Origin of the sequence: Lacticaseibacillus kribbianus (assembly GCF_020180945.1) — a bacterium.
Classification (GTDB): Bacteria; Bacillota; Bacilli; order Lactobacillales; family Lactobacillaceae; genus Lacticaseibacillus; species Lacticaseibacillus kribbianus.
In genome coordinates, this window is sequence record NZ_JAIPUL010000001.1 from 96484 (window position 1) to 123074 (window position 26591).

The window sequence follows — 26591 nt, forward strand, 5'->3', positions numbered from 1 at the left end:
ATCAACCAAAATTGGGGAGGAATCACTTATGAGTTCATGGAAGAAAGTTCTGCTGGGGAGCGTCACCATTGTGTCCGCTTTGGCCCTTGTTGCCTGTGGGAAGGGCAGCACGTCCAACGACACGGCCAAGAAGACGACCACACCGGCCGTGGCCGGCACGGTCAAGCTGTGGGTCGACACCACCAAGGTACCTTACTACAAGGACATCGTGAAGGACTTCAACAAGAAGTACCCTAAGGTCAAGGTTACCGTAACCCAAAGCCCGAACGGCTCCGCCAACGCCAAGACCGACGTCGGTAAGGACCCGAGCAAGGCCGCCGATGTCTTCGAAGTGCCGAACGACCAGCTGGGCTCCATGGCCGATCAGGGCTACATCAACCCGCTGTCGCCGACCGCCGAAAAGACCGTGAAGTCCGACATGGTGCAGGCCGCCGCGGACGGCGTGACCTGGAAAGGTAAGATGTACGGCTACCCGACCTCACAGCAGGCCCAGACCTTGTACTACAACAAGTCCAAGCTCACCGAGGACGACGTGAAGTCCTGGGACACCCTGACCAAGAAGGGCGTGCTCGCGACCGACTTCACCAACGCCTACAACTTCTACCCTGTGTTCCTGTCCGCCGGTACCTACCTGTACGGTAAGGATGGCGAAACGCTGAAGGGCACCGACGTCAACTCCGACAAGGGTGTGGCCGCGATGACCTGGTTCGCCCAGCAAAAGGCCAACAAGGGCGTGATGCAGACCAGTAACGCCTTGAACCAGCTGAAGTCCGGTAACGCAGCTGCCATCCTCGACGGCCCTTGGGACGCCGCTAACATCAAGAAGATCCTGGGCGAAAACTTCGCCGTTGCGCCGTACCCGACCATCAACGTCGGCGGCAAGGAAGTCCAGATGCAGGCCTTCCTCGGGATTGGGTGCTTCGCCGTTAACTCCCACACCGCAACCAAGAACCAGAAGGCTGCCGCAACGCTGGCCGACTTCGTGACCAACAAGGCGTCCCAGCTGGTGGTTTACAAGAACTCCGGCGCCATCCCGGTTGACAAGTCCGCCCAGGCCGACAGCACCGTTGCCGCCGACCCAGTGGCCAAGGCCGTGATCACGATGAGCGATACCGGCTACTCCACCATCATGCCGAAGATGACCCAGATGGCCACCTTCTGGAACCTGTCCGCGCCACTGATCAACGGTGCCTACAACGGCTCCATCAAGTCCGCCCAGTACGCAGATAAGCTGCAGACCTTCGTGGACGCGATTTCCAAGTAACCAGAGCGGACGGGGCGCATTTAGCCGGTCGGCTAGCGTAAGACTTGCACTTGGGCCGTACTTTGGCCCGAGGGCAAGTCTTAGCTAGACGAACCGGCGTAGCCCCGCGGAGCTCGACGATGACCAGAGCGGAGCGGGGTGCACCTAGCGGGACGACTAGCGTAGCGCTGGTGCTTGGGCCGCACTTGGGCCCAAACACTGGTGCGAGATAGGCGCTCCCGCGTAGCCCCGCGGAGCTCGACGATAACCAGAGCGGAGCGGGGTGCACCTAGCCGGTCGCGCCTCCGCTCAAGCCTCACCCGCATCACATCACCAAAGCTCCCAGCTCGTGTCGTCCACTGCGGTGGGCGGCACCATGGTAGGCGCTTTGCAACCGGCAAGCCCGGCGTCACACCGGCCCAGATGGTCAATTGGAGGGAGATATATGTTCAAACGCAAGAGAAAATCACCGAACGCGGTGAGCTACAAGGAAGTGTGGCAAAAGGGCGACCCAAGCTTCAAGCTCTCATTCATCGTCATGGGGGCCGCCCAGCTGGCGCACAAGCAGTGGGCCAAGGGCATCGCGTTCCTCGGCCTGCAGGTGGCCTTCATCGTCTGGCTGATTGCCAGCGGCATCAGTGCGCTGATGATGCTCAGCAACCTGGGCGAGATCAAGTCCAAGCAGGTCGTGTTCGACGACGCGCAGGGGGTTTACCTGACCAAGCTGCCGGATAACTCGGTGGTCATCCTGCTGTTCGGCGTCCTGGCCGTGCTGGTGGTCGTCGCCATGATCGGCCTGTACATCGCAAGCCTGCGTTCGACCAAAAAGCTCTACACGCAGATTAAGCTCGGCGAGCCGGTGCCGACCAACCGCGAGGAACTGAAGAGCCTGCTGGACACGCGGCTTCACAGCACGCTTTTGGCCATTCCGATCATCGGCATCGTGCTGTTCACCATCCTGCCGACGCTGTACATGATTTCCATGGCGTTCACCAACTACGATGGCAAGCACCCGATCGGCTTTTCCTGGACCGGCTTCAAGGCGTTCGGCAACGTCCTGACCGGCGACCTGGCCGGCACCTTCTTCCCGGTGCTGGGCTGGACGCTGGTCTGGGCGGTCGCGGCCACGGTCACCACGTTCTTCTTCGGGGTGCTCCTGGCGATGCTGATCGAGTCCAAGGGCATCAAGCACAAGGGCTTTTGGCGGACCATTTTCGTCATCGTCTACGCGGTGCCGCAGTTCGTGTCGCTGCTGATGATGGCCCAGTTCCTGGACCTGCAGGGGCCCTTGAACAACCTGCTGCTTGACTGGCACCTGATCTCGGCGCCGATCAACTTCATCGGCGCGTCGGCCAACTCGCTGGTCGCGCGGATCACGGTCATCGTGGTCAACATGTGGATCGGGATTCCGGTGTCGATGCTGGTGTCCACGGCGATCATCCAGAACCTGCCGGAGGACCAGATCGAGGCGGCCCGCATGGACGGCGCCTCGCCGTTCCAGGTGTTCCGCTCCATCACGTTCCCGCAGATCCTGTTCGTGATGTCGCCGGCCTTGATCCAGCAGTTCATCGGCAACATCAACAACTTCAACGTGATTTACCTGTTGACCGGTGGCTACCCGATGAACAACAACTACAACGGCGCCGGCGACACCGACCTCTTGGTGACCTGGCTGTACAACTTGGTGTTCGGCCAGACGCAGCGGTACAACGCGTCGGCGGTGCTCGGCATCCTGATCTTCATCCTGAGCGCCACGTTCTCGCTGATCGCGTACCGGCGCACCAACGCCTTTAAGGAGGGTTAACCATGAATTCCTATCGTGCTAAAAGGCGGCTGTCCCTGATTCTCCGCTATGCGCTGTTGATCTTCCTGGCGCTGGTGTGGATTTTCCCCATCATTTGGATCGTTTTGGCCAGCTTCTCGTACAACGACACCGGCTTCGTTTCCACCATCTGGCCGGAGCAGTTCACGCTGCAAAACTACATCGGGATTTTCACTAGCTCGCAATTCCCGTTCGTCTACTGGATTCGCAACACGCTGTTCGTCTCGCTGGTGACCACGGTGCTGTCGACCTTCGTCACGGTCTGCGTGGCCTACGCGCTGTCGCGCCTGCGCTTCCACTTCCGCAAGCCGTTCCTGCAGATCGCGCTGATCCTCGGGATGTTCCCTGGCTTCATGTCGATGATCGCCCTGTACTACATCCTCAAAAACTTCAACATGCTGAACCTCGGCGGCCTGATTCTGGTCTACGTCGGCGGGGCGGGGCTAGGGTTCTACATCGCCAAGGGCTTCTTCGACACGATTCCCGTCGCCATCGACGAGGCGGCGATCATGGACGGGGCGACCAAGTGGCAGGTGTTCCTGCACATCGGGCTGCCGATGTCGCGGCCGATCATCGTGTACACGGCGCTGACCGCGTTCATCGGGCCTTGGATCGACTTCATCTTCTCCGGGATCATCCTGAGCTCGTCGGGTAACGCGAAGGACTACACCATCGCGTACGGCCTGTACAACATGCTGCACAGCACGCGCGGGGCGTCGACCACGTACTTCACCCAGTTCATCGCCGGGTGTGTGATCATCGCCATCCCGATCACGATCCTGTTCGTCATCATGCAGAAGTTCTACGTCAACGGCATCACCGCCGGGGCGGACAAGGGCTAGAAACTGATTTCAGCAAACAAAAGGCGTTCGAGTGGCGAATGAAAGTGAAGTGCCCTACAATTGTTAGACAAGAAGTCTAACGATTGTGGGGCTTTTCTTATGACTAAATACAGTAGTGAATTTAAAATCAGGGTTGTCTCCAGGTATCTTAAGGGTGGCATAAGCTATAAAAATCTGTGCACAGAGTTTGGAATACCCCATGCCAGAATCGTCCAAACTTGGGTTAATCAGGCTAAGGCTCATGGCCTCGATTCTCTAAAAGTTAAGCATACAAACGTTGAATACTCCCAAACATTCAAGATTGCAGTGGTAGAGTATGTGCATACACATCAAATAAGTCGTGCGCAAACTGCGGCTCATTTCGGCATCTCACCCAGCCAGGTCAATTCTTGGTATCGCATCGTGAGAGATCAAGGGGTGGCTGGATTGCGCACTACTCAAAAAGGGAGACCAGCCATGGGTAAGCACAAGAAAATCAAACCAATCAAGAAACTTGAGCCGACGCAGGAAGAGAAGTACCAACAGGAGATTCTGGAACTCAAAAGCAAGCTTCACGAGGCAGAGCTGGATCGTGATATTTTAAAAGCACTCGCGACCCTGACGAAGAACTCACCGAAGCACTCTCAGCAAAAGTGAAGGCGGGCATCGTTACCTCGTTGAGGTCGCGCTATGGTTTTCAAGAGCTGCTTAGGCAACTCAAGTTGCCTCGAGCAACGTACTATGATCGCCTTAAGCGGGATAAGAAGGCCGACAAGTACGCTGAGATTAAGAAGTTCATCAAGCGGGTCTACTACGATTCTAGGGAGACGTACGGTTACCGGCGGATTCATGATGAAGCGTTGAAGCACGGGTTTCATTATGCCGAGGAGACGATTCGACGTCTGATGAGCGACATGGGCTTGAAAGTGACGATTTACTCCAAACACACGGCCAAGTACCACTCATACAAAGGCACGGTTGGTAATATCGTCCCCAATATCTTGAAGCAACATTTTGGCGCGAAACAGCCGCTCACCGTCCTTCACACCGATGTCACCCAGGTTCGGCTCTATAACGGCGAATGGGGTTACATCTCGTCGATTACCGATGAGGCTAGTCGCGAAGTCCTCGCCACCATTGTCAGTGCCTCACCAAATAAGGCGCTTATCCAAGCGACGCTTGACGAACTCAAACATCATCTCAAAGCAGGAGTACGACCGATTCTTCACTCTGATCAAGGCTGGCAGTATCAGATGCCAGACTATCAGCAGCGCCTGAAGGACATGAACATTGTTCAGAGCATGTCACGCAAGGGCAACTGCCATGATAATGCGCCAATTGAAAGCTTCTTCAACCTGATGAAGCGCGAGTGCCTGAATCGTTATCGGATTGATGACCTTGCCAGCCTGCGCCAGCTGGTGAACGGCTACGTTGATTGGTTCAACAATGCCAGAATCTCGAGAACCAAAAATGGCCTGACCCCAGTCGCGTACCGGGAACAGGCCATGATTGCTTGATTCAAAATTGAACTTGTCTAACTTTTCTATTGCACTTCAAAGTCACCTCGGACGCCTTTTGTGGGGGATATGTGGGGATGAGATCGCTGAATCGCGTTGATTGTGGTGACACGGTGCGATCTGTCGCGTCCCGTAGTGCCAGCGCTGCGCTCGGCACCGAGCGGCACGGGGCAGCGCGGGCGCAGTTCGCTCCGCTTCGCGCCATCGACGAGCTACGCGGGGCAACGCGGCCGCAGCTTGCGACGCATCGGCACTCGAAGCAAAGAACGCTTCAAGCACCGGCGCTAGGCAATCTGTCCCGCTAAGTTCGCCCCGCTGCGCTCCGGACCTATTTTCCCCCTTCGGAATAGTTGACGTGCTACAATTGAATTAGCATTGGGATAGGGAGTGACGCAATGGTTACGTTATCGGATGTTGCCAAGCAGGCGAACGTCTCCAAGATGACCGTCTCGCGGGTGATCAACCACCCCGAGCAGGTGACGGCCGAGCTGCGCGGGCTGGTCGAGGCCGCGATGAAGACGCTGGATTACCGGCCCAACAGCGCGGCCAAGGCGCTGGCCAACAACCGCACGAACGTGGTGAAGTTCCTGATTCTCGAAGACATCGACACCACCGAGCCGTACTACATGAACCTGCTGTTCGGCATCGCCAAGGGGCTGGACCGCGAGCAGTACGCGCTGCAGCTGATCACCGACCGCGCACGGCTTGACGTCGGCGGGGCGGACGGCTACCTGATCACCGGTGCGCGCACCAAGGACCAGCCCTGGCTGGATCAGCTGCAAAAACCGCTGGTGCTGTTCGGCGAGAACCGCTACGGCTATGACTTCATCGACACCGACAACAAACTGGGCACGCAGCAGGCGACCGAGTACGCGCTGGCCAAAAACTACCAGTCGCTGATTTTCATCGGCATCGACGTCAAGGAGCCCTTCGAGTACTCGCGCGAGGCCGGCTACATCAACACGCTGCAGAAGAATCGCCAGGTGCCGCGCATTCACCGCATGGCCAACCACAGCCACGCGTCCCAGCAGTTCATCGCCGAGAACTGGCGCAAGTTCGCGCGCAACACCTGCTTCATCTGCGCCTCCGATCGTCTGGCCATCGGCGTGGTGCGGGCGATTGCGGCCCTCGGCGGCCGCATCCCGGAGGACTTCGGCGTCATCGGCTTCGACGGCGTGTTCCTGGACCAGGTCTCCAACCCCAAGCTCACCACTGTCCAACAGCAGGTGCCGGTGATCGGCGAGCACCTGGCGCGGATGCTGCTGTCCAAAATCGCCCAAAGCGGCGCCCAGCAAGGCGAGGTGCTGCTGACGCCGACCCTGGTGCCGCGGGGCACGACACGCGAGTAGCGCAGCGCTCGGGCCTGAACGCACCAAAAAACGTCACGCGCCGCGGATTCTGTCTGGTTGACAGGAATCCGCGGCGCGTGGCGTTTTTGCTAGCGCCAGGCTCCGCCGCGCAACGGCGATTCGTCAAGCTAAGGCCGGTCACTGAGCCCAAGTGCGGCTCACTGCCCGGCCTTACGCTAGTCGATTGCCTAAGCCCGCGCGGCTTTGCCCTGGTAGCGTCAGGCTCCGCCGCGCAACGCGGGAGCGGCTAGCTTGCACTGGCGTCTGGGCCCAAGTGCGGCCCAACCGCCAGCGCCGCGCTACCCGTCCGGCTAAACCCGCGCGGCTCCGCCCTGGTATCGTCGGGCTTCGCCGCGCAACGCGGGAGCGGTTAGCTTGCACTGGCGCCTGGGCCCAAGTGCGGCCCAACCGCCAGCGCCGCGCTACCCGTCCGGCTAAACCCGCGCGGCTCCGCCCTGGTATCGTCGGGCTACGCCGCGCAACGCGGGAGCGGTTAGCTTGCACTGGCGCCTGGGCCCAAGTGCGGCCCAACCGCCAGCGCCGCGCTACCCGTCCCGCTAAGCCCGCGCGGCTCCGCCCTGGTTTTGTTACTGAACCTGCTGGAAGATGCCCCACTTGAAGGCGGTCAGCAAAAGGCGCGTCGAGGCGTTGATGGCGACGATCACCGCGTAGCAGCCGAGCAGGTGGACCAGGCCACGGCGCAGGTCGTGCAGGCGAAAGGCGCGGTAGACGATCTCAATGGCAAACACCGCCCCGATACCGTAGACCAGGGTGTGCTGGCTTGCCAGCAGGGCCGGGCTGATTGTCGGGTTGAACCACTCCGGGTGCACGGATCCGCCGAGAAACAGGTACATGATCCAGCCGGTGTAGACAAACGAGGCCAAAAAGGCCAGCCAGCGGCCGACGCGGCTGAAGTTGAACAGCCGCGACTTGAACATCAAGAGGCCGGTGACCAACGGGTTGAAAATGAGCACCGGCAGCGCGGCCGCGGCAACCAGCACGACGAGCACCGGGCCGAGCGCGTTGCCGACCAGGCTGCCGACGGCGTCACCGCCAGCGCTTGAATTGCCGGCGGAGGCGTAGTACTTGCCGCAGATCGGGCAGCCCTTGGGCCCGGAGCCCACCACATTGCCGCAGTAGGGACAAAGATCAGATTTCATGTGAGTAACCCTCCCAGGTGCAGGCGTCGGCCGGCACCGTCTTTTGATTGCGCAGGCGAGGCGGAGTCGCCCGTCTTGCACGGCGCACAATGCGTCCATCATAGCACTCGGGAAAGCAATCGGCGCCTGCTTTTTCCAAAAAAGGGGCTAACGCCGCCACTTAGCGTAATCTCTGGCAGGACGGAACAAAAAAAGCACTCGCATAATCGCGAGTGCTTCTGTGGTACTTAGGCCAGGGCGCCCATCGGGTCCCATGGCTTCAGGACGGTCGGCTGGTCGTATTCGGCCTTGATCGTGTCCTGGATGGCGGCTGGCAGGTACTTCTTGTTCACAACGACCTGGTAGACGTAGTTGTCGAACCAGTCGTCGGAAGCGACGAAGTAGCCCTTTTGGCCGGCCTTGTCACCCCAAGAGTTTTCAATCTTCCACTTGGTTGGCTTGCCGTCCACGATGTCAACCCCGGTGATGACCATGGCGTGGGTCATCAGGCTCTGACCGTAGTCCAGGCGCTCAGCCTTGGTCATGTCGAAGTCGGTGGCAAACAGGGCGTTCTTGTCGTACAGGGCGGTGTCGAGGATGCCGAGCTTGCCGTCGGATTCCTTGCCGACATCGGAGCCGAACCAGACCGTTTCGCCCGCTTCAAGCTGCTTGATGGCAATCTGCTTGAAGTCGTCGATGGCAAGGTTCAGGTGGCGCACTTCGCGGCCGCCGATGACGTTGCCGAGCATCTCAACCGTGTACAGGTGGTTGTAAGGCTTGTCGGCGGTCGGGGCGTTGATGACGGATTGGTAGTCGTCCGTGTTCCAGCCGATGTACTTCTCAAAGAAGGTCTTCGGGGTCAGGTCGCGGTCGATGTGGTATTCCTTGTCATCGTCGCGGTACTCGAAGTCGAACTTGGTCGGCGGGGTGCCCAGGGAGTAAGCCAAAAGGCGGTAGTCGTCGGAGAGCATCTTGCTCTTGGCGGCTTCGATCTCGTCTTCGGACTTGCCGGCAGCGACCAGGCCGCGCAGCGTTACGGCGTCCTTGCGCAGCTTCTGGTTCAAGGCGGCGTTCATCTGGTTGGACGCGCTGGAGGAGAAGGTTTCAGGCATCACGTACTTCGGCACGATGCCGTACTTGTCGATCAAAGCCGTCAGCATGTCCCACTGACCGCCGTCGCCCTGAGGGTTGGCCATCAGCCAGGCCACCTTGCGGGAGTCGATGTCTTCCGTCGCGGTCTTAATGACGTTTTCGTAGAAGTAGTTGGACTTTTCGAACTTGTCCCAGAAGAACGTGTAGTTTTGGGACAGCTCGAAGTCCTTGATCTTGAACTGGGCCTGGATCTGGTGACGCATGGTGTTCAGCGCCGCGAACATCCAGCAGCGGCCGGATTGCTTCTGGTTGGCAACCGCGCCGGTTTCAAGATCGATGGAGAAGGTCTGCTCCATCGTGGTCTGTGGCAGGGTGCTTTCGGCGGACTTCAGAATGCCGTTGTTCATCACGCCGCGCTGCAGAACGTCGCTTGCAGGCGTGTTTTCAAGGGCAGTTTGGTACTGCGCAATGTTTTCAGCGGAAATAGCCTTAGACAATATAGTCACTCCTTTGATTAGAAATCGATGATATCTTTAACAGACTTGACCAGTGTATCACACTTGTTGAGAACGAAAAACCCCAGTTCGGCAGTCCGCTATCATTAAATGCGCACAGCTGCCGGCGGCCGCGCGGGGCGGGGGGTTGGTGACGACTGGCAACCGAGTGCGGCTACTCGCCGGTGGGACGCAGGACGTCTTGGTACTCGGGCGTCACGTCGAAGGCGTGGCGGGCGTAGGTGCACAGCGGCTCGATGGTTTTGCCACTCGCGCGGGCCTCGTCGACGACGGCGCGCACGAGCTTGGCGGCGATGCCCTGGCCGCGCAGGGACGGGTCGACGAAGGTGTGGTCGATGACGAAGGCGCGGCCGTCGTCGATGTCCGGGTACGTGACCTCGGCGATCAGCTTGCCGGCGTCATCGGTCATGAAGTAGCGGTTGGGGGTGTGTTGGAATGCCATGTGCAGTTCTCCTTTCGTGGGTCAGTGTCGGTCGTTCAACGTAATCGTAACAATTCGCTATAATTCTTTCAAGAAGCGAAACTCGCGCGTGCCGGCGTGGTAGAATGGTACGCGACATACGCACAACTATGGAGGAAAAAATGCCAACCCGAGGATTCGAGATTGTTTCTGCTTACGCCGACGCCGGTGTGACCCTGCCCCAGCGACAGACCCAAAACGCGGCCGGCTACGACTTTTTTGCCCGCGAGGATTTCGTGCTCAAAAGCGTCTGGCGCTACGACTTCATTCGCCTGTTCCGCCTAATCAAAAACGAGCACCCGCTGACCGAAAGCGACTTTAAGCGCGCCACCAAGATTCTCAAGCCGCTGCTGGTGCCAACCGGCGTCAAGGCCTACATGCAGCCCAATGAAGTGCTGATTCTGGCCAACCGCTCGAGCAACCCGCTCAAGCGCGGCCTGATCATCCCCAACGGCATCGGCGTGATCGACGCGGACTACTACAACAACGACGCCAACGAGGGTGAGATTTTCATTCAGATGGTGAACTTTTCGCCGCGCGACGTCGTGATCCAGCAGGGCGAGCGCATCGGCCAGGGCATCTTCATGCCGTACCTCCTGGCCGACGGCGACTCCGGCAACACCAACGCCCGCGTCGGCGGGTTCGGGTCGACAAAGTTCTAGAGGGCGGACCGCGGCGGGCTTAGCGGGTCGAATAGCCTAGCACTAGCGATGAGGCGGTCTTGGCCTCAACGCTAGTGCGTAGCTATTCGCACCCGCGTTGCCGCGTGGAGCCCGTTTAAGAAGAGGGCGGACCGCGGCGCACTTAGCGGGATGACCAGCGGAGCGCCAGTACGCAACCCGATTAGCCCACACATCAAAGGAAGGTGACCTCATGGCCAAACCCAAAACACAGTATGTCTGCCAGAACTGCGGGTACATCTCCGCCGGCTACCTCGGGCGCTGCCCGAACTGCGGCACCTGGAACTCGCTGGTCGAAGAGACCCTGAGCAGCGGACCCAAGCCCGCGCCGCGCACCACCACCAGCGGCAGCAAGGTGCGCCCCGAGCGCATCGACGCCGTGCAGTTCAAGAAGGAAAAGCGCGTCGAAACCGAGCTGTCCGAGCTCAACCGGGTGCTGGGCGGCGGCATCGTGCCCGGCTCCCTGATCCTGATCGGCGGCGACCCCGGCATCGGCAAGTCCACGTTGTTGACCCAGGTCTCCGGCTTTTTGGCCAAGGCCGGCGGCAAGGTGCTGTACGTGTCCGGGGAGGAAAGCGCCAGCCAGATCAAGATGCGCGCCAACCGCTTGGGCGTCGGCGACTCGGGGATGTACCTGTACCCGGAAACCGACATGCCGAGCATCACGGCGGCCATCGCCGACATGGCGCCGGATTACGTGATCATCGACTCCGTGCAGACGATGAACGTGCCGGACATGTCCTCGGCGGTCGGCTCCGTCGCCCAGATCCGCGAGGTGACGGCCGAGCTGATGCGCATCGCCAAAACCAACCAGATTACGATTTTCATCGTCGGGCACGTCACCAAGGAAGGCGCGATCGCCGGGCCGAAAATCCTCGAGCACATGGTGGACACCGTCCTGTACTTCGAGGGCGACATGCACCACACCTACCGGATGCTGCGGTCGGTCAAGAACCGCTTCGGCTCGACCAACGAGATCGGCATCTTCGAGATGCACGAGTCCGGCCTGGCCGAGGTCGCCAACCCCAGCGAGATTTTCCTCGACGAGCGGCTGGAGGGCGCGACCGGTTCGGCCGTGGTGGTCTCGATGGAGGGCACGCGGCCGATCCTGGTCGAGCTGCAGGCGCTGATGACGCCGACGATGTACGGCAACGCCAAGCGCACAAGCTCGGGGCTCGACCACAACCGCGTCAGCCTGATCATCGCCGTTTTGGAAAAACGCGCCAACCTGATGCTGCAAAACCAGGACGCGTACCTCAAGGCGACCGGCGGCGTGCGGCTGGACGAGCCGGCCATCGACCTGGCGATGGCGATGGCGATCGCCAGCTCCTACCGCGACAAGGAGATTCCGCCGACGGACTGCTTCGTCGGCGAAATCGGCCTGACCGGCGAGGTACGCCGCGTCAACCGCATCGAGGACCGCATCAAGGAGGCCGCCAAGCTGGGCTTCACCCGCATCTTCGTGCCCAAGAATAACCTGCAGGGCTTCACCGCGCGTGATAAAATTAAAGTGATTGGCGTCACAAGCGTCGGCGAGGCTCTGCAGAAGGTGCTGGGCGGGCGCGACTGACACGAATCACGCAGTCGGGCCGCGGGACGCCGCGGACCGCGCTGTAAACGGGCTCCACGGCGCAACGCCGGTGCGGCTGGCTACGCTAAGTCACTCGGGCCAAAGTGCGGCCCAAGCGCCTTAGCTAGGCCATCCGACCGGCTAAGTGCGCGCCGCTTCGCCCTCTAAACGGGCTCCAAAGCGCAACGCGGATGCGGCTGGCTACGCACTAGCGTTGAGGCCAAGCCCGCCTCATCGCTAGTGCTAGGCCACCCGATCCGCTAAGCCCGCGCTTTTCCGCCCTCTCTTGAAAGGAGGAATTACATGAACATGAAGAAACGCATCATTTCCGTTCTCTTCGCCCTGGTCGGGATCGGCCTCGGGCTTGGGGGACTGCCGGCGTTTTGGGATCTGGTCAACCTTGAGCACGTGACCTGGCTGACCAACCCGATCGTCTCGGCACTGCTCGGCGCGCTGATTTTCCTGATTCTGGCTGAGCTGTCCGCCGGCTGGATCCTGCGTCAGCTCAAGGCAGTGGAGACCTACCTGAGCAATCAGTCGGCAAGTTACCTGTTATTCGGAAGTCTCGGTACCATCGTTGGCCTGGTGTTAGCAGCCCTTATTTCAATCACCACATCCAATCTTCCCGGGCCATGGGGGACCGTTGTTTCCATCATTCTGATGCTCCTGTTGGGCTACCTCGGGTTTCGCACCGGGACCACGCGGCGCGATGAGTGGCGCAAGCTGTTCAACCCGCGGGGCAAAAAGCCCGATCCGGACTCCGGCGAGGTGCTCGAGCGCCGCGCCGGCGAGAACTACCGCAAGTTCAAGCTGCTGGACACCAGCGTGATCATCGACGGCCGCGTGCAGACCATCGCCAAAATCGGCTTCATCGAGGGGACGCTTTTGGTGCCAACCTTCGTCGTGCACGAGCTGCAGCTAATCTCCGACTCCGCCGACGCCCTGAAGCGCGGGCGCGGTCGGCGCGGGCTCGACATCATCAACCAGATGAAGGCCGACCCGGACATTCACGTCGAGATGTACGACGGGGACTTCGAGGACATGACCGAGGTCGACTCCAAACTCCTGAAGCTGGCCAAGCTGCTTGACGGGGTGGTGATCACCAACGACTACAACCTCAACAAGGTCGCCCAGTTCCAGAACGTGCCGGTGCTGAACATCAACGCGCTGGCCAACGCCCTGAAACCCGACCTGATTCCGGGCGAGGGCCTGACCGTCACCGTGATCAAGTCCGGCACCGAGCGCCAGCAGGGCGTCGCGTACCTGGAGGACGGCACGATGGTGGTGGTCGAGGACGGTCAGTTCTACCTTAACAAGCCGCTCGACGTGGTGGTCACAAGCGCCATCCAGACGGCGGCCGGCCGCATGATCTTCGCTAAGCCCGCGCACCAGCAAAAATCGCTGCGCGAACAAAACCCGGATCCCAAGCCGACCGGAAAGAAGCCGGCACGAAAATAATCCAGCAAAGCCCCGCGACGTGCAGCCGCGGGGCTTTTGCGTGCGCCGGTGCCTGCACGCGGTGGCGTCAGCGTGCCGACGGTCGGCCGACACCTGCAAGCGGTGACCGCCGCGGCCATCTTGCGTTTTTCCCTCACGATTCTGCCGCGATTCCACAACCGAACGCGCGACCGGCGTGATAAGCTTGCGGTGAGACTTTACTCATGGAGGCAGACTATGTTGAAGACAGAACCATTCGGCGAGATTAACGGCCGCCCGGTCACGGCGTACACGATTGAAAACCACAACGGGGTGCAGCTGACCGTGCTGGATTACGGCGCCATCTGGCACGCGCTGCGGGTGCCGACCGCGACCGGCCACGACAACCTGGTGCTCAACACCGACCTGGCCGGCTACAGCAAGCCGGACGGCTACTTCGGCCGCATCATCGGCCGCTTCGCCGGGCGCATCGGGGCGGGGCAGCTGACGCTTGACGGCAAGCCGGTGGCGCTGCCGGCCAACGAGGGCACCACGACGCTGCACGGCGGGCCGCACGGCTGGTCCCTGCTGTTTTTTGACGCGACGGCGGCCGATGACCACGTGACCTTCACCCGCCAGGTGACGCCGGCCCTCGACGGCTTCCCGGGCACGATGGCCGTCACCGTCACCTACACGCTGACGGACGACGATGAGGTGCTGCTGGACTTCACCGGCACCACCGACGCGACCACGGTGTTCAACCCGACGACCCACGTGTACTGGAACCTGAGCGGGACCGCGGACGAGACCATCGAGGACCACACCCTGCAGATCGCGGCGCCCGAGCGCTTCGAGCTGAAGCCGGACAAAACGCTGACCGGGGCGACCTTGGCCAACGCCGGAACGCCGTACGACTTCACCGCGCCCCGTGCGCTCGGCCCGTCGCTGCACGCCCTGCAGGCGATTCCCGAGCGCGGCTTCGACGACGTGTTCGCCGTGGAAGCGCACGCCGCAAAGACGCCGGCGGCCACGCTGAGCTGGGGCCGGCGCAAGCTTGAGATCTACTCCGACCGCAACGCGCTGGTGATGTTCACCGCCAACGACTTCGGCGCGGCGCAGACGCTGCCGGGCCACCGCTCCCGGCCGTACATCGGCCTGGTGATGGAGGCCCAAGACAGCGCGGCCGGGCTGGTCAACCCGGCGCTCACCCAGGCGACGCTTCCCGCCGGTGCCACGCGCCACGCGCACATTCGCTACGCCCTGGTGTACTAGGCGCCGCCATGGAGGAACAAAGTGAGCGTCTGATTCTGCGCAGTCCCCGCCCCGAGGATTGGCCCGGCTACCTGGCGCTGGTGCAAAGCGAGCAGGCGATGGCCTGGGGCGGTTTTGGCTACCAGCGGGCCCAGACGGAGGCCGAGGCGATCGAAAGCTTCGCCAAGTTCTACCTGCCGGCGGACGCGGGCAGCGCCGCCGTGATCCTGAAGGCGACCGGCCAACTGATTGGAGTGATGACCATGAGCAAGCAGTGGCTCGGCACCTGGGAGTGCGGCTACCTGTTCCACCCGGACTTTTGGCACCACGGCTACGCGACCGAGGCCCTGAGGCTCGAGCTCGACTACCTGTTCAACGTTCAGTTCGCGCCGTACGTCTACGCCGAGTACGTGCGGGAAAACGTGGCGTCCCGCCGCGTCTTGGAGCGCGTGGGGATGCAGGGGGAGGGCGGCGCCCGCTGCGGCTTCCTGCTGCGCGGGGAGCTGCGCGACCTCTTTCGGGCCGGGATGACGCTGGCCGAGTGGCAGGCCCAGCTGGGCTAGCGCGTCCACAAGCAAATACCCCACACGACAATTTCGTGTGGGGTATTTGCTTGTCTTACTGCGGGCCTACGAGGCCGCGCGGGCGTGGCGCTGCTGGATGGTGACGCGCGTGCGGTCGAGCTTGGGGTCGTCTTGGATCACGGTGCCGATCGAGTCGGCGACGATGCGCCCGGAGATCGGGTTTTTGACCGAGTCGATGTGGCTGACCACGTCCGCGTCGACGCCTGAGCAGTACTCGAACGCCAGGTCCGTGCGCAGCAGCTTGCAGTTGACCAGGCGCAGGTCGTCGATGTAGCACAGGCCCTGGTCGGACTCGATGGTGCAGTTGATCAACGTCAGGTGCTTGGTGTTCCAGGCCAGGTACTCACCGTTGATGGTGGAGTCGTAGATGGTCACGTTGTCGCAGTTCCAAAAGGCGTCCTTGGTGACGAAGGTCGAGTCGTGGACCTCGACGTTGCGGGCGCCGTCGAAGGCGTAGTTGCCAACCAGGTCGAGGTGCGACACGCGGATGTTTTCGCTGTCCGCGCCGAAGTAGTCGCCGGTCGCCTGCACGTGGTCGAGCACGACGTCGTGGCAGTGCCAAAGCGTCTCCTCGGCGTCGGCCAGGTGCACGTTTTGCAGCGTGATGTGGCCGCTGCGCCGCAGCTGCTTGGGCGCCTGGATGGTCGAGTCCGCGATGGTGATGTCGTCGGTGTACCAGATGCCCGAGCGGCTCATGGTCTCGAAAATGGTGTTGCGCACGCTGACGTGGTGGCTGTACCACAGCGGGTACTTGTACTTGAACACCACGCCGTCAAGCGTCAAGTTGCGGCTCTCCTTGAGCGGCGACTCGCCGGCCGCAAACGTGGAATCGGTGATGTTGGCGTCGTGCGCCGCAAACAGCGCGCGCTCGCCGGTGAAATACTGTTGGTTATAGTTGGTCATGTGGGTCCTTTCGTTGAGCAAAATCGGTGAGGCCGCGCGTCAGCCGCGCTAGCCCGTCGTCGAGCATCGCCGCGGGGCAGGCGATGTTCAGCCGCAGGAAGTCGTGGCCGTTGCCGCGGTAGTCGGTGCCGGCGCTGACGCGCAGGCCGGTGTCCTGGAGCAGGAAGGCGGCCAAGGCGGTCGCGTCGTGGCTGACGGCCGAGACGTCCAGCCACAGCAGGTACGTCGCCTGGGGGGCAACCAGGGCCACCGGCAGGCCGGAGGCGGCCAGGCGCTCGGACACCTTGGCGACGTTGGCAGCCAGCTGCTGGCGCAGGGCGGTCAGCCACGCGTGGCCATGAGTGTAGGCCGCGATGGTTCCGGGGATCGCCAGCAGGTTGGGCTCGTTGACCTCGTCGGTGCCAAGCCCCCGCGCGACGACGGCGCGCAGGTGGGCGTCGGGCACGATCACCGTGGCGGCGTGCAGGGCCGCGACGTTAAAGGTCTTGCTCGGCGACACCAGCGTCACGAGGTTTTGGCGCAGGTCCGCCCCCAGGGTGAAGGTCGGCGTGTAGTCGGTCGCGCCCAGGCGCAGGTCGCCGTGGATCTCGTCGGCAATCAGCACCACGTCGTTGTCGCGGCACAGCGTTGCGATGCGGGTCAGCTCGGCCGCCGTCCAGATGCGGCCGACGGGGTTGTGCGGGTTGCATAGCACCATCGCGGTGGTCAGCGGCCGCGCGAGCTTGGCCTCAAGGTCCTGGAAGTCGATGGCGTAGGTGTGCGCCGCCGCGTCGTAGGTCAGGTCCGAGCTCAGGGTGTGGCGGCCCGAGTTTTCAATCGAGTTGTAGAACATGTTGTACACCGGCGCCTGCACCACGACGTTGTCGCCGACGTTGGTGACGCGCCGCAGCGTGGCCGAAAGCGCCGGGATCACGCCGGTGGCAAAAAGCATCCAGGCGGGGTCGACCGTCGCGTGGTGCTCGCTTGCGTACCAGTCGGCGACGGCCTGAAAGTAGTCCTGGTGGGGCTCCTCGTAGCCGAACACCCCCTGGGCGACCTTGGCCTGCATGGCCGCGACAATCTCCGGGGCGACGGTGAAGTCCATGTCGGCGATCCACATCGGCAGCTCGTCTGGGTCGCCCGACCACTTGATCGAGTCCGTGTGCCGCCGGTCGATGGTGCTTGAAAAATCATACATATCTGCTAGTTCCTCCTCTTAACAGTCAGGCGTGGTGGGCGAACGGGTTCGGGCCGCCGCCGCCGTAATGCGCGATCTTTTCGCTCAGCCGGTCGTAGGTGCCCTGCACCTCTTGGAGCTTGGCCGCGATGGTGGCCAGCTGGTCCTCTAGGAGCCGCTTGCGCGCGTCCGTGGTCTGCGGCCCGACCTGGTAAAGGGCGATGTATTCGATCAACGCCTCGATCGACACCCCGGCGGCGCGCATGCACTTGGCGAAGTTGCACCAGTCAAGCGCCGCCGTGTCGTACTCCCGGTAGCCGGATTGACTCCGCGGCACCGGCGGAATGGCGCCGACGCGCTCCCAGTAGCGCAGCGTGTCGGCCGAGACGTCGAGCGTCTCGGCCACTTTTTGAATGTTCATGGCATGGCCTCCTTGCTGACTCTATCCTAAACCTTGAAGCGTGCTCCAAGGCAACCCGATTGGAAAAAAGTTTTGGAAACGCGGCGGCGCCTCGGATCCGCGCTGTCGGTCACCGGGACCGGGACGTTTTTGCCGCCTACGAGGGTTCGCGGTGTCGGTGGCCCGGGTCAATCCGGTATCATTGAGTTAGGACACAATCAAGGAGGACACCGCATGCATCCCTACCAGAACCCCGCGCTGACGATTCGCGCGCGCGTCGAAGACCTGCTGGCCCGCATGACGACGCAGGAGAAAATCGGCCAGGTCAACCAGCGGCTATACGGCTGGCAGTGCTACGAGCACACGCCGGCCGGGTTTGCCCTGACCGCCGCCTTCAAGGCCCACGTCGAATGGGGCGGCGGCCTCGGGGCGCTGTACGGCCTGTTTCGCGCCGACCCATGGAGCGGCCGGGACTACGACAGCGGCGTGCGCGCCTGGGCGTCGGCGGACCTGGCCAACGCGATTCAGCGCTACGTGATCGCGCACTCGCGGCTGGGCATCCCCGCGCTTTTGGTCGAGGAGGCCCCGCACGGCCACCAGGCGCTGGACGCGACGGGCTACCCGACCAACCTGGCCAAGGCCAACGCCTTCGACCCGACGCTGGTGGCGCAGGCCGCCGCCCTTCAGCGCCGCGAGCTGCGGGCCAAGGGGGTCAACCTCGCGCTGGTGACGACGCTGGATCTGATGAAGGACCCGCGGTGGGGCCGAAGCGAGGAGACCTTCGGCGAAAGCCCGGGTGTGGCTGCGGCCCACACGCGGGCGGTGATCGCCGGCTTTCAGGGCGACCTGCTGGCGGACGACTGGTGGGACCGGCCGGCGGCGCCCGACGCCGGGGATTATACGGGCGTGGTGATCAAGCACCTGATTGGTCAGGGCGAGGCGCTTGGCGGCCACAACGCCGGCACCGTGCCGATCGGGGCGCGCGAGTTCGCCGACGTGTACGACCCACTGCTGGCCGCGGTGCACGACGCCGCCGGAGTGATGGCCGCGTACAACGACCTCGATGGGGTGCCGTGCCACGCCAACCGGGACCTCCTGACGGCACGGCTGCGCGGGCGCCACGGGTTCGCCGGCCTCGTGATGGCCGATGGCACCGCGCTGGACCGGCTGACCGAGCTGTACGGGGACGCGCCGACCGCGGCGGCCCGAGCGCTGCACGCCGGGGTCGACCTCAGCCTGTGGGACGCGGTGTACCCGCGCATCGCGGCGACCGACGCGCGGGTGCAAGCCGAACTGGACACCGCGGTCGGTCGGGTGTTGGCCGTCAAGTTCGCGCTGGGCCTGTTCGACCGGCCGCTGGTGCCGTCCAGTACCCCGGCCGACTTCGAAGCACTGGCCGCCGCGGCCGCGCCGGTCAACCGCGCACTGGCGCAGGAAAGCGTGACGCTGGTGCAAAACCGCGGCGGCCTGCTGCCGCTGACGCGCGGCACGGCGGTCGCCGCCATCGGCCCGCACGTCGGCTTCATCGACCACTGGCTGGGCGACTACACCGGCCCGCAGCCGGCCCGCACGCGGCTGCTGCCGGAGGCGCTTCGCGACTACACCGGCGCGGTCACCACGGCCGTCGGCAGCGCGATTCGCACGCCGGCGCCGGACGACCGGCTGATTCAGGCGGCGGTGGCGGCCGCGGCGACCGCCGACGTCATCGTGCTGACGCTCGGCGGCTCCAGCGCGCGGACGGCTGACGCGACCTTTTTGGCCAACGGGGCGCTGGCCAGCGGTGCGACTGACACGGACAGCGGCGAGAACGTCGATGTGGCCAGCCTGACGCTCGGCGGCGACCAGCTGCGGCTGCTTGAGGTGCTGCACGCCACCGGCAAGCCGATCGTCGCGGTGATGGTGCAGGGGCGGCCGTACGACATCCGCCCGGTGTTGCGGCTGGCCGACGCGGTGATGCTGGCCTGGTACCCCGGTCAGCACGGGCCCCAGGCGGTCGCCGACCTGCTGTTCGGCGCGGTCGAGCCGACAGGCCGCCTGCCGATCAGCTACCCGCGAAGCGTCGGGCAGCTGCCGGTCTACTACTACCAGCGCCACGCGGCCAAAAACGCGGACTACTGCGACGAAAGCGGCGCGCCGCTGCTGCCGTTCGGCTTCGGCCTGAACTACTCGGGGGCCGGCGTCACGGCGCTTACCGCGCAGTGGGTGGGCACGCACGCGGAGGTCGTCGCCACGGTCCGCAACCCAAGCGCCGAGCCGGCGACGGTGCCGGTGATTGTGTTTGCCAGGCCGTGCGGCACCACGGTTTTGCCGCAGGAGAAGCGGCTGGCGGGCTTCACCCGCGTCACCGTCGCGGCGCATGCCACGCAGCAGGTGACGCTGCGCGTGCCCGCGGCGACTTTGGCCTACACCGATGAGGCGATGCGCCCGGCGCTGCCGCGGCGCGTGACCTTCGAGACGCCGTGCGGGGACCTTGAGGCGGCGGTGGACTTGGCCGCCACGGTCCCCACCGGTCGGTGAGCGGCGTTGGCCCACCCGGTGGGGTCGGCGCGGCGGCCGACGCGGGCGGGGCATTCGGGTGCGGGACGCCCGGCGGCCGCGATTGGTCCAGTCCGAATGCGTGAAAACGCTGGCATTTTCCCTTGGGTCGGCCCGTACTTCGTGGTAAGCTACCCCTGTACGGCGACTGGTCGAGACCAGTCCGGAAGGGATGCGGAGAATGGATACAAGAGATTGGCGCGGGTGGCAGCTGGCAGGCTTTTTGCTCCTGTCAATTACGCTCAACGCGCTGGGCAACGGGCTGACCGTCTGCCTGAACCTGGGGTCGGCGCTGTGGACCGCCAGTTCGGTGAACCTCAGCCACGCGACGGGGATGTCGCTTGGGAACATGATGATGCTGATGGGGGCGGCGGTGATCATCACCAACGCCCTGATCATCGGCAAGCTGCAGTGGCGGCGGGTGCTGGGAAACCTGGTGTTCATGACGCCGTTCTCCTACCTCGTGCAGGGGGCGACGCGGTTGATTCAGCTGACGCCGGTGCAGAGCCTGCCGCTGTGGGCCCGGGTGCTGCTGGATTTTGCCGGCATCAGCCTAGTTGGCATCGCGGTGTCGTTGTACCAGCGCGTCAACATCATGGTGCACCCCAACGATGACATGATGCAGATTGTGCGCTTCAAGTTCTTCAAGGGCCGCGCCGTGCTCGCCCAGTGGGGAACGTACCTGATTCCGCTGACGCTGATTGCCTTGTCGGCCGTCTTCACGCACCGCGTGTGGGCGGTCAACCTCGGCACCGCCTTCGCCCTGATCTTCCAGGGCTCAATCGTCGGCTGGGCCGACCTGCACATCTTCCCAGGCCTCAAGCACCGCCACATCGACGGCGTGATTGTGAATCGCGAGGACTGACAAAAGTGAACAGACCAAATAACCGGTGACTTGCCACGAGGGCGGGTCACCGGTTATTTGTGTCGCGCGAAAATATGGCGGGCGCCATCTAGCTGGTGCCTAGGACCGCGCCGCCTCGCCCTCTGCTGAAACGGGCTCCCCGGCGCAGCGGCGCTTCGTCCAGCTAAGGGTGCCGCCCGGGCCAAAGTGCGGCCCATGCGTCAGCCATACGCTGGCCGAGCGCCTAAGTGCGCGCCGCCTCGCCCTCTGCATGCATTTTGTTACGGTAGCTCAGTGGGGCCACGCCCATGTAGGCCTTGAAGGCGTGGTGGAAGGTCTTTGTGCTGCCGAAGCCGCACATCGCCGCGACCCTCGGCATCGGGTCGTCCGAGTCGACCAGCAGGAAGCAGGCCTTCATCAGGCGGTAATCGGTCAGGAAGCGGCCGAAGGTGGCGCCGGTGTTTTTCTTGAAAAAGCGGGCGAAGTACTGCGGATTGAAGCCCAGCACGCCGGCGATGGCGGTCAGCGTGATCTCCTCTTCGTAGTGCGCATCGATGTAGTCGTAGATCTGGTTGAGCTGGCCCATGGTGGTCTGGGCGCGCAGGGCGGCGCCATCATTTTGGGCCGGTGCGGTGCGCGGCGGCACGGCCTGGTCCAGGAGGTCCAGCAGGAGGTAGAGGTGACCCAGCACGGCCAGGCGATCCAGCGGGTCCTGGGCCGCGGCAAACAGCGCATTCAGCGCCCGGTTGAACGCGGCCACCGTCGCCCGCGGCCAGTCCTGGCTTGCGGGCTGGCGCGTGGTGAAAAGCCGCGCGAGGTCGGACACGGATTTTTGCATTGCCTGGGTGTCGAACAGGCCGAGGTCGAACTGGTAGACGTGGCGCAGCGAGTTGGGCGCCGGGAGGAAGTAATGGGGCTGACCGCTGGCAATCAGGAACACGTCGCCGGCGTTCAGCTGGATGACCTGGCCGGCCACGCCGATGCGAATCGTGCCGGCGATGGCCTGGATGATCTCAATCTCCTTGTGCCGGTGCGGTGCGACCGGGCCCAAGCCCAGGTCGGGGAAGGCGCGGAAGGTCAGGGGTTCGTGCCAAGGGGGAATCTCAATGTATGCAGACATGACGACCTCGCAAAAGTCATTTTTCGGGAAAATAGCGTCAAGAACCGGGGAGGAAAGCGCTTCACCTAGTCATTATAATGAACTCGATCAGAAAATACGAGGAGATGACATGAAATGACATTGAAAATCGGCATCATCGGCTGTGGCGGCATCGCCAACGGCAAGCACCTGCCCGCCCTGCACCAGCTGGACGTTGACCTCGTCGCGTTCTGCGACCTGATTCCGGAGCGCGCGGAAAAGGCGGCCAAGGAGTACGGCACCGCGGACGCCAAGGTCTTCACCGACTACCGCGAGCTGTTGAAGGAGGACCTCGATGTCGTCCACGTGCTGACGCCCAACGCCGCGCACGCGCCGTTGACCATCGCGGCGCTTGAGGCCGGCTGCCACGTGATGTGCGAAAAGCCGATGGCCAAGACGGCGGCGGAGGCCCAGGCGATGCTGGACGCCGCGCGCCGCACCGGCAAGAAGCTGACCATCGGCTACCAAAACCGCTGCCGCAAGGACTCCCTGTACCTGCACGAAATCTGCCAGGAGGGCCAGCTCGGTGACATCTACTTCGCCAAGGCGCACGCGGTGCGTCGGCGTGCCGTGCCGACCTGGGGCGTTTTCCTTGACCACGAGGCGCAGGGCGGCGGGCCGTTGATCGACATCGGCACCCATGCGCTGGACCTGACGCTGTGGATGATGGATAACTACGAGCCGGCCATGGTGGTCGGCCAGACCTACCGCGAGCTGGGCGACAACCCGAACTCGGCCAACGCCTGGGGCCCGTGGGATCCCAAGAAGTTCACCGTCGAGGACTCCGCGTTCGGCTTCGTCAAGATGAAGAACGGCGCGACCATTTTCCTTGAGTCCAGCTGGGCGCTTAACACCCTGGACGTCAAGGAGGCCAAGACCACGCTTTGCGGCAGCAAGGGCGGCGCGGACATGAACAACGGCCTGACCATCAACGGTGAGGACCACGCGACCCTGTACCAAAAGGACATCGACCTGAGCACCGGCGGCGTCGCGTTCTTCGACGGCGCAGGCGACGACCCGGCCCTGACCGAGGCGCGCCAGTGGATTGCGGCCGTCGAAAACGACACCGACCCGCTGGTGCGTCCGGAGCAGGCGCTTGTGGTCACTCAGATTCTGGAGGCCATCTACAAGTCGGCCAAGACCGGCCAGCCGGTGGTGTTCTAACCCAGGGCGAAGAGGCGCGCACTTAGCGGGACGGGTAGCCTAGCCGAGGCACTTGGGACCCGGTCTTGGTTCCAAGTGACACGGCGTAGCTAGCCGCTCCCGCGTAGCGCCTCGTAGCCCGACGATACCCAGGGCGATGAGGTGCGCACCTAGCGGGACGGGTAGCCTAGCCGAGGCACTTGGGACCCGGTCTTGGTTCCAAGTGACACGGCGTAGCTAGCCGCTCCCGCGTAGCGCCTCGTAGCCCGACGATACCCAGGGCGAAGAGGCGCGCACTTAGCGGCTAGGAAGCATTTACGTCACGGTGTAGGGCGGAGGCTCGGACAGGCCGCTGCTGCAGGCGGAGGAACGGGGCGAGCCAGCGTGAAATTGCTGTTAGCGGGCGGTCTTGGCCCGCTTACAGCAACGGCGGGTCGCAAGACCGCACTTTGGGCTTGCGGGAGCCGCACGCGTTCCGCCGCCTCGCCCCGGAGCCGTAAGCAATAGCCTGCCCGATCCGGAGCCCGGCCCTGGCCCAAACGTTGATTGAACAGGAGGAAAAAGACATTGATCAAAGTCACAATCTGGAACGAATTTCGGCATGAGAAGTCGGAGCCGGCGGTGCAAGCCGTCTACCCCGAGGGCATTCACAAGCAGCTGGCCAGCTTCCTGGCGGCGCCGGATGTGCAAGTGCGCACCGCGACGCTGGACGAGCCGGACAACGGCCTGCCGCAAAGCGTGCTCGACGACACCGACGTGCTGCTGTGGTGGGGACACATGGCCCACGGCGACGTGCAGGACGCCACGGTTGAGCGCGTGTACGACCGCGTGATGGCTGGCATGGGCCTGATCGTGCTCCACTCGGGCCACTTCTCCAAGATTTTCAAGAAGCTGATGGGCACCACCTGCAACCTGAAGTGGCGCGAGGACGGCCACCACGCGCGCATCTGGAACGTCAAGCCGAGCCACCCGATTGCGGCCGGCATCCCCGACCACATCGAGCTGCCGCAAGAGGAGATGTACGGCGAGCAGTTCGACGTGCCGACGCCTGACGACCTGATCTTCATCTCCTGGTTCCCGGGCGGCGAGGTCTTCCGCAGCGGCATGACCTTCCACCGCGGCAACGGCAAAATTTTCTACTTCCAGCCGGGCCACGAGACTTACCGCAGCTACTACCTGCCGGACGTGCAGCGCGTGATTCAAAACGCGGTGCGCTGGTGTGCACCGGATGACCCGCGGCCGCGCGTGTTCGACAACTACCAGCCACTGGAGGACCTGTCATGATGAAATCCGCACTCCAGCTTTACAGTATCGGCGCCGCCATGCAGCAGGCGCCGATCCCGACGCTCGAGCAGGTCGGCAAGATGGGCTACCAAGGCGTCGAATTCGCCGGCTACTTCGACCAGCCGGCCGAGGCCCTGCGCGCGACGGTGAAGGACGCGGGGATGGCAATCGCCGGCTCGCACCTGGGCTACGACTCGTTGGTTGATCACCTCGAGGCCGTGATCGCCTACGAGCGGCCGCTGGGCAACCGCAACCTGATCGTGCCGTGGATGGCCTTCGACACCCTGGCGGAGTGGGATGAGGCGTTCGCCAAGCTTGAGGCGATCGGCCAAAAGGCGCACGGTCTGGGCTACGAGCTGATCTACCACAACCACGGCCACGAGTTCATGACCTTCCCGGGCGTCGACCTGCTGGACCGGATGTACCAGAAGACGTCGCACATCAAGTTCGAGGTCGACGTCTACTGGCTAGCCTACGCCGGCATGGACGTCACCGCATGGCTTGAGGCCCACCAGGACCGCGTGGCAATGCTGCATATGAAGGACCTAGCCGAGCTTGGCGGCGAGCGCCAAAGCGTGGAGCTGGGCACCGGCGTCTTGCCGCTGCGCCAGTACACCGAATTCGCCAAAGCGCACGGCATCACCTGGCTGGTGGTCGAGCAGGAGGCCTTCGCCCAAGACGAGCCGATGGCGGCCGCGGCCAAGAATGCGGCGTACCTGAACCAACTGATCAAGGAGGTTGAACGATGAAGTTAGGTGTTTTCACGCCCGTTTTTAACGCCCTGTCCTTCGACGAGATGCTGGACAAGGCCCAAAGCCTCGGGCTGCAGGCCATCGAAATCGGCGCCGGCGGCAACCCCGGCACCGCGCACCTGGACCCAGACGCCCTGCTGGCCAGCGCCGACGCGCGCCACGAGTACCTGGCTAAGGTTGCGGCGCACGGTCTGACCATCTCGGCTTTGAGCTGTCACAACAACCCGATCTCGCCGCTGCCGGCGGTCGCCCAGCAGGCCGACGAGACCCTGCGCAAAACGATCCGGCTGGCCGAGCTGATGCACGTGCCGGTGGTCAACGAGTTCTCCGGCGTCTCCGGCGGCAACGCCACCGACACGGCGGTCAACTGGCCGACCATCGCCTGGCCGACGGAGTACCGCGACGCCTACGAGTTCCAATGGGAGAAGCGCCTGATCCCTTACTGGAAGGGGATCAACGACGTGGCGACCGCGGCCGGCGTCAAGATCGGTATCGAGCTGCACGGCGGGTTCCTCTGCCACACGCCGTACACGATGCTGAAGCTGCGCGACGCGGCGGGGCCGGCCATCGGCTGCAACCTCGACCCGAGTCACATGTGGTGGCAGGGCATCGACCCCGTCGCCGCCATCAAGATCCTCGGCGGCGCCGGCGCCCTGCACCATTTTCACGCCAAGGACACGTACCTCGACCAGGACAACATCAACATGCACGGCCTGACCGACATGCAGCCGTACGAGGACATGAAGACCCGCGCGTGGACCTTCCGCACGGTCGGCTACGGGCACGGGCTCAAGGACTGGCGCGACATGATCTCGGCTTTGCGCCTGTACGGCTACGATTACGTCGTGTCCATCGAACACGAGGACCCGCTGATGTCTGTCGACGAGGGCTTGCACCGCGCCGTGGCCAACCTCAAGTCCTGCCTGATTGAGGAGACCCCGGGCGCGACCTGGTGGACCGGCGACACGATTTAAGTC

24 protein-coding genes and 1 pseudogene are annotated in these 26591 nt (G+C 63.3%); 18 read left to right on the forward strand and 7 right to left on the reverse strand.

What is annotated here, in order from left to right:
* Window positions 1-28: 28 nt before the first annotated feature.
* The 7 genes and pseudogenes from LE416_RS00530 (at window position 29) to LE416_RS00560 (ending at window position 6752) form a co-directional block, all read left to right on the forward strand.
* Complete coding sequence (locus LE416_RS00530; protein ID WP_225046555.1) at window positions 29-1264, forward strand: extracellular solute-binding protein; 1236 nt, start codon at window positions 29-31, stop codon at window positions 1262-1264.
* Window positions 1265-1688: 424 nt separating this feature from the next.
* The gene (locus tag LE416_RS00535) at window positions 1689-3047 is read left to right on the forward strand and encodes a carbohydrate ABC transporter permease (protein WP_225046556.1); all 1359 of its coding nucleotides are present in this window, start codon (window positions 1689-1691) and stop codon (window positions 3045-3047) included.
* A gap of 2 nt (window positions 3048-3049) precedes the next feature.
* Window positions 3050-3907, forward strand: coding sequence for a sugar ABC transporter permease (locus tag LE416_RS00540; RefSeq protein ID WP_225046557.1), 858 nt, complete (start codon window positions 3050-3052; stop codon window positions 3905-3907).
* A 99-nt stretch (window positions 3908-4006) separates the two neighbouring features.
* Window positions 4007-4348, forward strand: a pseudogene (locus LE416_RS00545) (transposase); the annotation flags it as partial.
* Window positions 4349-4363: 15 nt separating this feature from the next.
* Window positions 4364-4543, forward strand: a complete 180-nt coding sequence (locus LE416_RS00550) for a hypothetical protein (RefSeq protein ID WP_225047806.1) — start codon at window positions 4364-4366, stop codon at window positions 4541-4543.
* Complete coding sequence (locus LE416_RS00555) at window positions 4540-5403, forward strand: IS3 family transposase (protein ID WP_225046558.1); 864 nt, start codon at window positions 4540-4542, stop codon at window positions 5401-5403. The genes LE416_RS00550 and LE416_RS00555 overlap by 4 nt, the downstream gene beginning before the upstream one ends.
* A gap of 395 nt (window positions 5404-5798) precedes the next feature.
* A complete protein-coding gene (locus LE416_RS00560) occupies window positions 5799-6752 on the forward strand; it encodes a LacI family DNA-binding transcriptional regulator (RefSeq protein ID WP_225046559.1) in 954 nt (317 codons plus the stop codon).
* Between the two features lie 587 nt (window positions 6753-7339).
* On the opposite strand, the gene LE416_RS00565 is transcribed toward LE416_RS00560, so the two are convergent.
* The 3 genes from LE416_RS00565 to LE416_RS00575 form a co-directional block, all read right to left on the reverse strand.
* Window positions 7340-7912, reverse strand: coding sequence for an isoprenoid biosynthesis enzyme family protein (locus LE416_RS00565; RefSeq protein ID WP_225046560.1), 573 nt, complete (start codon window positions 7910-7912; stop codon window positions 7340-7342).
* A gap of 227 nt (window positions 7913-8139) precedes the next feature.
* Window positions 8140-9480, reverse strand: a complete 1341-nt coding sequence (locus tag LE416_RS00570) for a C1 family peptidase (protein ID WP_225046561.1) — start codon at window positions 9478-9480, stop codon at window positions 8140-8142.
* Window positions 9481-9652: 172 nt separating this feature from the next.
* Entirely contained in the window at window positions 9653-9940 is a 288-nt protein-coding gene (locus tag LE416_RS00575; protein WP_225046562.1) for a GNAT family N-acetyltransferase, read from the reverse strand.
* Window positions 9941-10080: 140 nt separating this feature from the next.
* On the opposite strand from LE416_RS00575, the gene LE416_RS00580 reads away from it, so the two are divergent.
* The 5 genes from LE416_RS00580 (at window position 10081) to LE416_RS00600 (ending at window position 15438) form a co-directional block, all read left to right on the forward strand.
* On the forward strand, window positions 10081-10620 hold the full coding sequence (locus LE416_RS00580) for a dCTP deaminase/dUTPase family protein (protein ID WP_225046563.1): 540 nt from the start codon (window positions 10081-10083) through the stop codon (window positions 10618-10620).
* Window positions 10621-10831: 211 nt separating this feature from the next.
* A complete protein-coding gene (gene radA / locus LE416_RS00585; RefSeq protein ID WP_225046564.1) occupies window positions 10832-12208 on the forward strand; it encodes a DNA repair protein RadA in 1377 nt (458 codons plus the stop codon).
* Window positions 12209-12517: 309 nt separating this feature from the next.
* Window positions 12518-13666, forward strand: a complete 1149-nt coding sequence (locus tag LE416_RS00590) for a PIN/TRAM domain-containing protein (protein WP_225047807.1) — start codon at window positions 12518-12520, stop codon at window positions 13664-13666.
* A 216-nt stretch (window positions 13667-13882) separates the two neighbouring features.
* Window positions 13883-14896: an aldose epimerase family protein gene (locus LE416_RS00595; RefSeq protein WP_225046565.1), complete on the forward strand. Its 1014-nt coding sequence runs from the start codon at window positions 13883-13885 to the stop codon at window positions 14894-14896.
* An 8-nt stretch (window positions 14897-14904) separates the two neighbouring features.
* On the forward strand, window positions 14905-15438 hold the full coding sequence (locus LE416_RS00600) for a GNAT family N-acetyltransferase (RefSeq protein ID WP_225046566.1): 534 nt from the start codon (window positions 14905-14907) through the stop codon (window positions 15436-15438).
* A 66-nt stretch (window positions 15439-15504) separates the two neighbouring features.
* Here the strand turns inward: LE416_RS00600 and LE416_RS00605 are convergent, their stop codons facing one another.
* The 3 genes from LE416_RS00605 to LE416_RS00615 are packed head-to-tail and all read right to left on the reverse strand — an operon-like array spanning window position 15505 to window position 17939.
* Window positions 15505-16362 carry a DUF3737 family protein gene (locus LE416_RS00605; protein WP_225046567.1) on the reverse strand — a complete coding sequence of 286 codons (858 nt, stop codon included), beginning with the start codon at window positions 16360-16362 and terminating at the stop codon, window positions 15505-15507.
* On the reverse strand, window positions 16349-17539 hold the full coding sequence (locus tag LE416_RS00610; protein WP_225046568.1) for a MalY/PatB family protein: 1191 nt from the start codon (window positions 17537-17539) through the stop codon (window positions 16349-16351). The genes LE416_RS00605 and LE416_RS00610 overlap by 14 nt, the downstream gene beginning before the upstream one ends.
* A 25-nt stretch (window positions 17540-17564) precedes the next feature.
* The gene (locus LE416_RS00615) at window positions 17565-17939 is read right to left on the reverse strand and encodes a MerR family transcriptional regulator (protein WP_225046569.1); all 375 of its coding nucleotides are present in this window, start codon (window positions 17937-17939) and stop codon (window positions 17565-17567) included.
* 213 nt (window positions 17940-18152) lie between these two features.
* Here LE416_RS00615 and LE416_RS00620 point away from each other — a divergent pair, with 213 nt between their 5' ends.
* Both LE416_RS00620 and LE416_RS00625 read left to right on the forward strand, forming a co-directional pair.
* A complete protein-coding gene (locus LE416_RS00620; RefSeq protein ID WP_225046570.1) occupies window positions 18153-20435 on the forward strand; it encodes a glycoside hydrolase family 3 C-terminal domain-containing protein in 2283 nt (760 codons plus the stop codon).
* A gap of 199 nt (window positions 20436-20634) precedes the next feature.
* On the forward strand, window positions 20635-21318 hold the full coding sequence (locus LE416_RS00625; RefSeq protein ID WP_225046571.1) for a YczE/YyaS/YitT family protein: 684 nt from the start codon (window positions 20635-20637) through the stop codon (window positions 21316-21318).
* A 223-nt stretch (window positions 21319-21541) separates the two neighbouring features.
* On the opposite strand, the gene LE416_RS00630 is transcribed toward LE416_RS00625, so the two are convergent.
* Window positions 21542-22417: an AraC family transcriptional regulator gene (locus tag LE416_RS00630; protein ID WP_225046572.1), complete on the reverse strand. Its 876-nt coding sequence runs from the start codon at window positions 22415-22417 to the stop codon at window positions 21542-21544.
* Between the two features lie 114 nt (window positions 22418-22531).
* Between LE416_RS00630 and LE416_RS00635 the strand changes: the two genes are divergently transcribed.
* From LE416_RS00635 to LE416_RS00650, 4 genes are all read left to right on the forward strand, one after another.
* Entirely contained in the window at window positions 22532-23599 is a 1068-nt protein-coding gene (locus LE416_RS00635) for a Gfo/Idh/MocA family protein (RefSeq protein WP_225046573.1), read from the forward strand.
* 546 nt (window positions 23600-24145) lie between these two features.
* The gene (locus tag LE416_RS00640; protein WP_225046574.1) at window positions 24146-24862 is read left to right on the forward strand and encodes a ThuA domain-containing protein; all 717 of its coding nucleotides are present in this window, start codon (window positions 24146-24148) and stop codon (window positions 24860-24862) included.
* Window positions 24859-25611, forward strand: coding sequence for a sugar phosphate isomerase/epimerase family protein (locus LE416_RS00645; RefSeq protein ID WP_225046575.1), 753 nt, complete (start codon window positions 24859-24861; stop codon window positions 25609-25611). The genes LE416_RS00640 and LE416_RS00645 overlap by 4 nt, the downstream gene beginning before the upstream one ends.
* Window positions 25608-26588, forward strand: a complete 981-nt coding sequence (locus LE416_RS00650; protein ID WP_225046576.1) for a sugar phosphate isomerase/epimerase family protein — start codon at window positions 25608-25610, stop codon at window positions 26586-26588. Before LE416_RS00645 ends, LE416_RS00650 begins: the two co-directional genes overlap by 4 nt.
* The last annotated feature ends 3 nt before the right edge of the window (window positions 26589-26591 follow it).

Coding starts and splice junctions, on each gene's coding strand:
- LE416_RS00595 (WP_225046565.1), top strand. CDS start 13,883: ATGTTGAAGACAGAACCATTCGGCGAGATTAACGGCCGCCCGGTCACG.
- LE416_RS00565 (WP_225046560.1), bottom strand. CDS start 7,912: ATGAAATCTGATCTTTGTCCCTACTGCGGCAATGTGGTGGGCTCCGGG.
- LE416_RS00550 (WP_225047806.1), top strand. CDS start 4,364: ATGGGTAAGCACAAGAAAATCAAACCAATCAAGAAACTTGAGCCGACG.
- LE416_RS00630 (WP_225046572.1), bottom strand. CDS start 22,417: ATGTCTGCATACATTGAGATTCCCCCTTGGCACGAACCCCTGACCTTC.
- LE416_RS00540 (WP_225046557.1), top strand. CDS start 3,050: ATGAATTCCTATCGTGCTAAAAGGCGGCTGTCCCTGATTCTCCGCTAT.
- LE416_RS00580 (WP_225046563.1), top strand. CDS start 10,081: ATGCCAACCCGAGGATTCGAGATTGTTTCTGCTTACGCCGACGCCGGT.
- LE416_RS00600 (WP_225046566.1), top strand. CDS start 14,905: ATGGAGGAACAAAGTGAGCGTCTGATTCTGCGCAGTCCCCGCCCCGAG.
- LE416_RS00650 (WP_225046576.1), top strand. CDS start 25,608: ATGAAGTTAGGTGTTTTCACGCCCGTTTTTAACGCCCTGTCCTTCGAC.
- LE416_RS00610 (WP_225046568.1), bottom strand. CDS start 17,539: ATGTATGATTTTTCAAGCACCATCGACCGGCGGCACACGGACTCGATC.
- LE416_RS00560 (WP_225046559.1), top strand. CDS start 5,799: ATGGTTACGTTATCGGATGTTGCCAAGCAGGCGAACGTCTCCAAGATG.
- LE416_RS00530 (WP_225046555.1), top strand. CDS start 29: ATGAGTTCATGGAAGAAAGTTCTGCTGGGGAGCGTCACCATTGTGTCC.
- LE416_RS00535 (WP_225046556.1), top strand. CDS start 1,689: ATGTTCAAACGCAAGAGAAAATCACCGAACGCGGTGAGCTACAAGGAA.
- LE416_RS00625 (WP_225046571.1), top strand. CDS start 20,635: ATGGATACAAGAGATTGGCGCGGGTGGCAGCTGGCAGGCTTTTTGCTC.
- LE416_RS00635 (WP_225046573.1), top strand. CDS start 22,532: ATGACATTGAAAATCGGCATCATCGGCTGTGGCGGCATCGCCAACGGC.
- LE416_RS00590 (WP_225047807.1), top strand. CDS start 12,518: ATGAAGAAACGCATCATTTCCGTTCTCTTCGCCCTGGTCGGGATCGGC.
- LE416_RS00615 (WP_225046569.1), bottom strand. CDS start 17,939: ATGAACATTCAAAAAGTGGCCGAGACGCTCGACGTCTCGGCCGACACG.
- LE416_RS00575 (WP_225046562.1), bottom strand. CDS start 9,940: ATGGCATTCCAACACACCCCCAACCGCTACTTCATGACCGATGACGCC.
- LE416_RS00645 (WP_225046575.1), top strand. CDS start 24,859: ATGATGAAATCCGCACTCCAGCTTTACAGTATCGGCGCCGCCATGCAG.
- radA (WP_225046564.1), top strand. CDS start 10,832: ATGGCCAAACCCAAAACACAGTATGTCTGCCAGAACTGCGGGTACATC.
- LE416_RS00620 (WP_225046570.1), top strand. CDS start 18,153: ATGCATCCCTACCAGAACCCCGCGCTGACGATTCGCGCGCGCGTCGAA.
- LE416_RS00605 (WP_225046567.1), bottom strand. CDS start 16,362: ATGACCAACTATAACCAACAGTATTTCACCGGCGAGCGCGCGCTGTTT.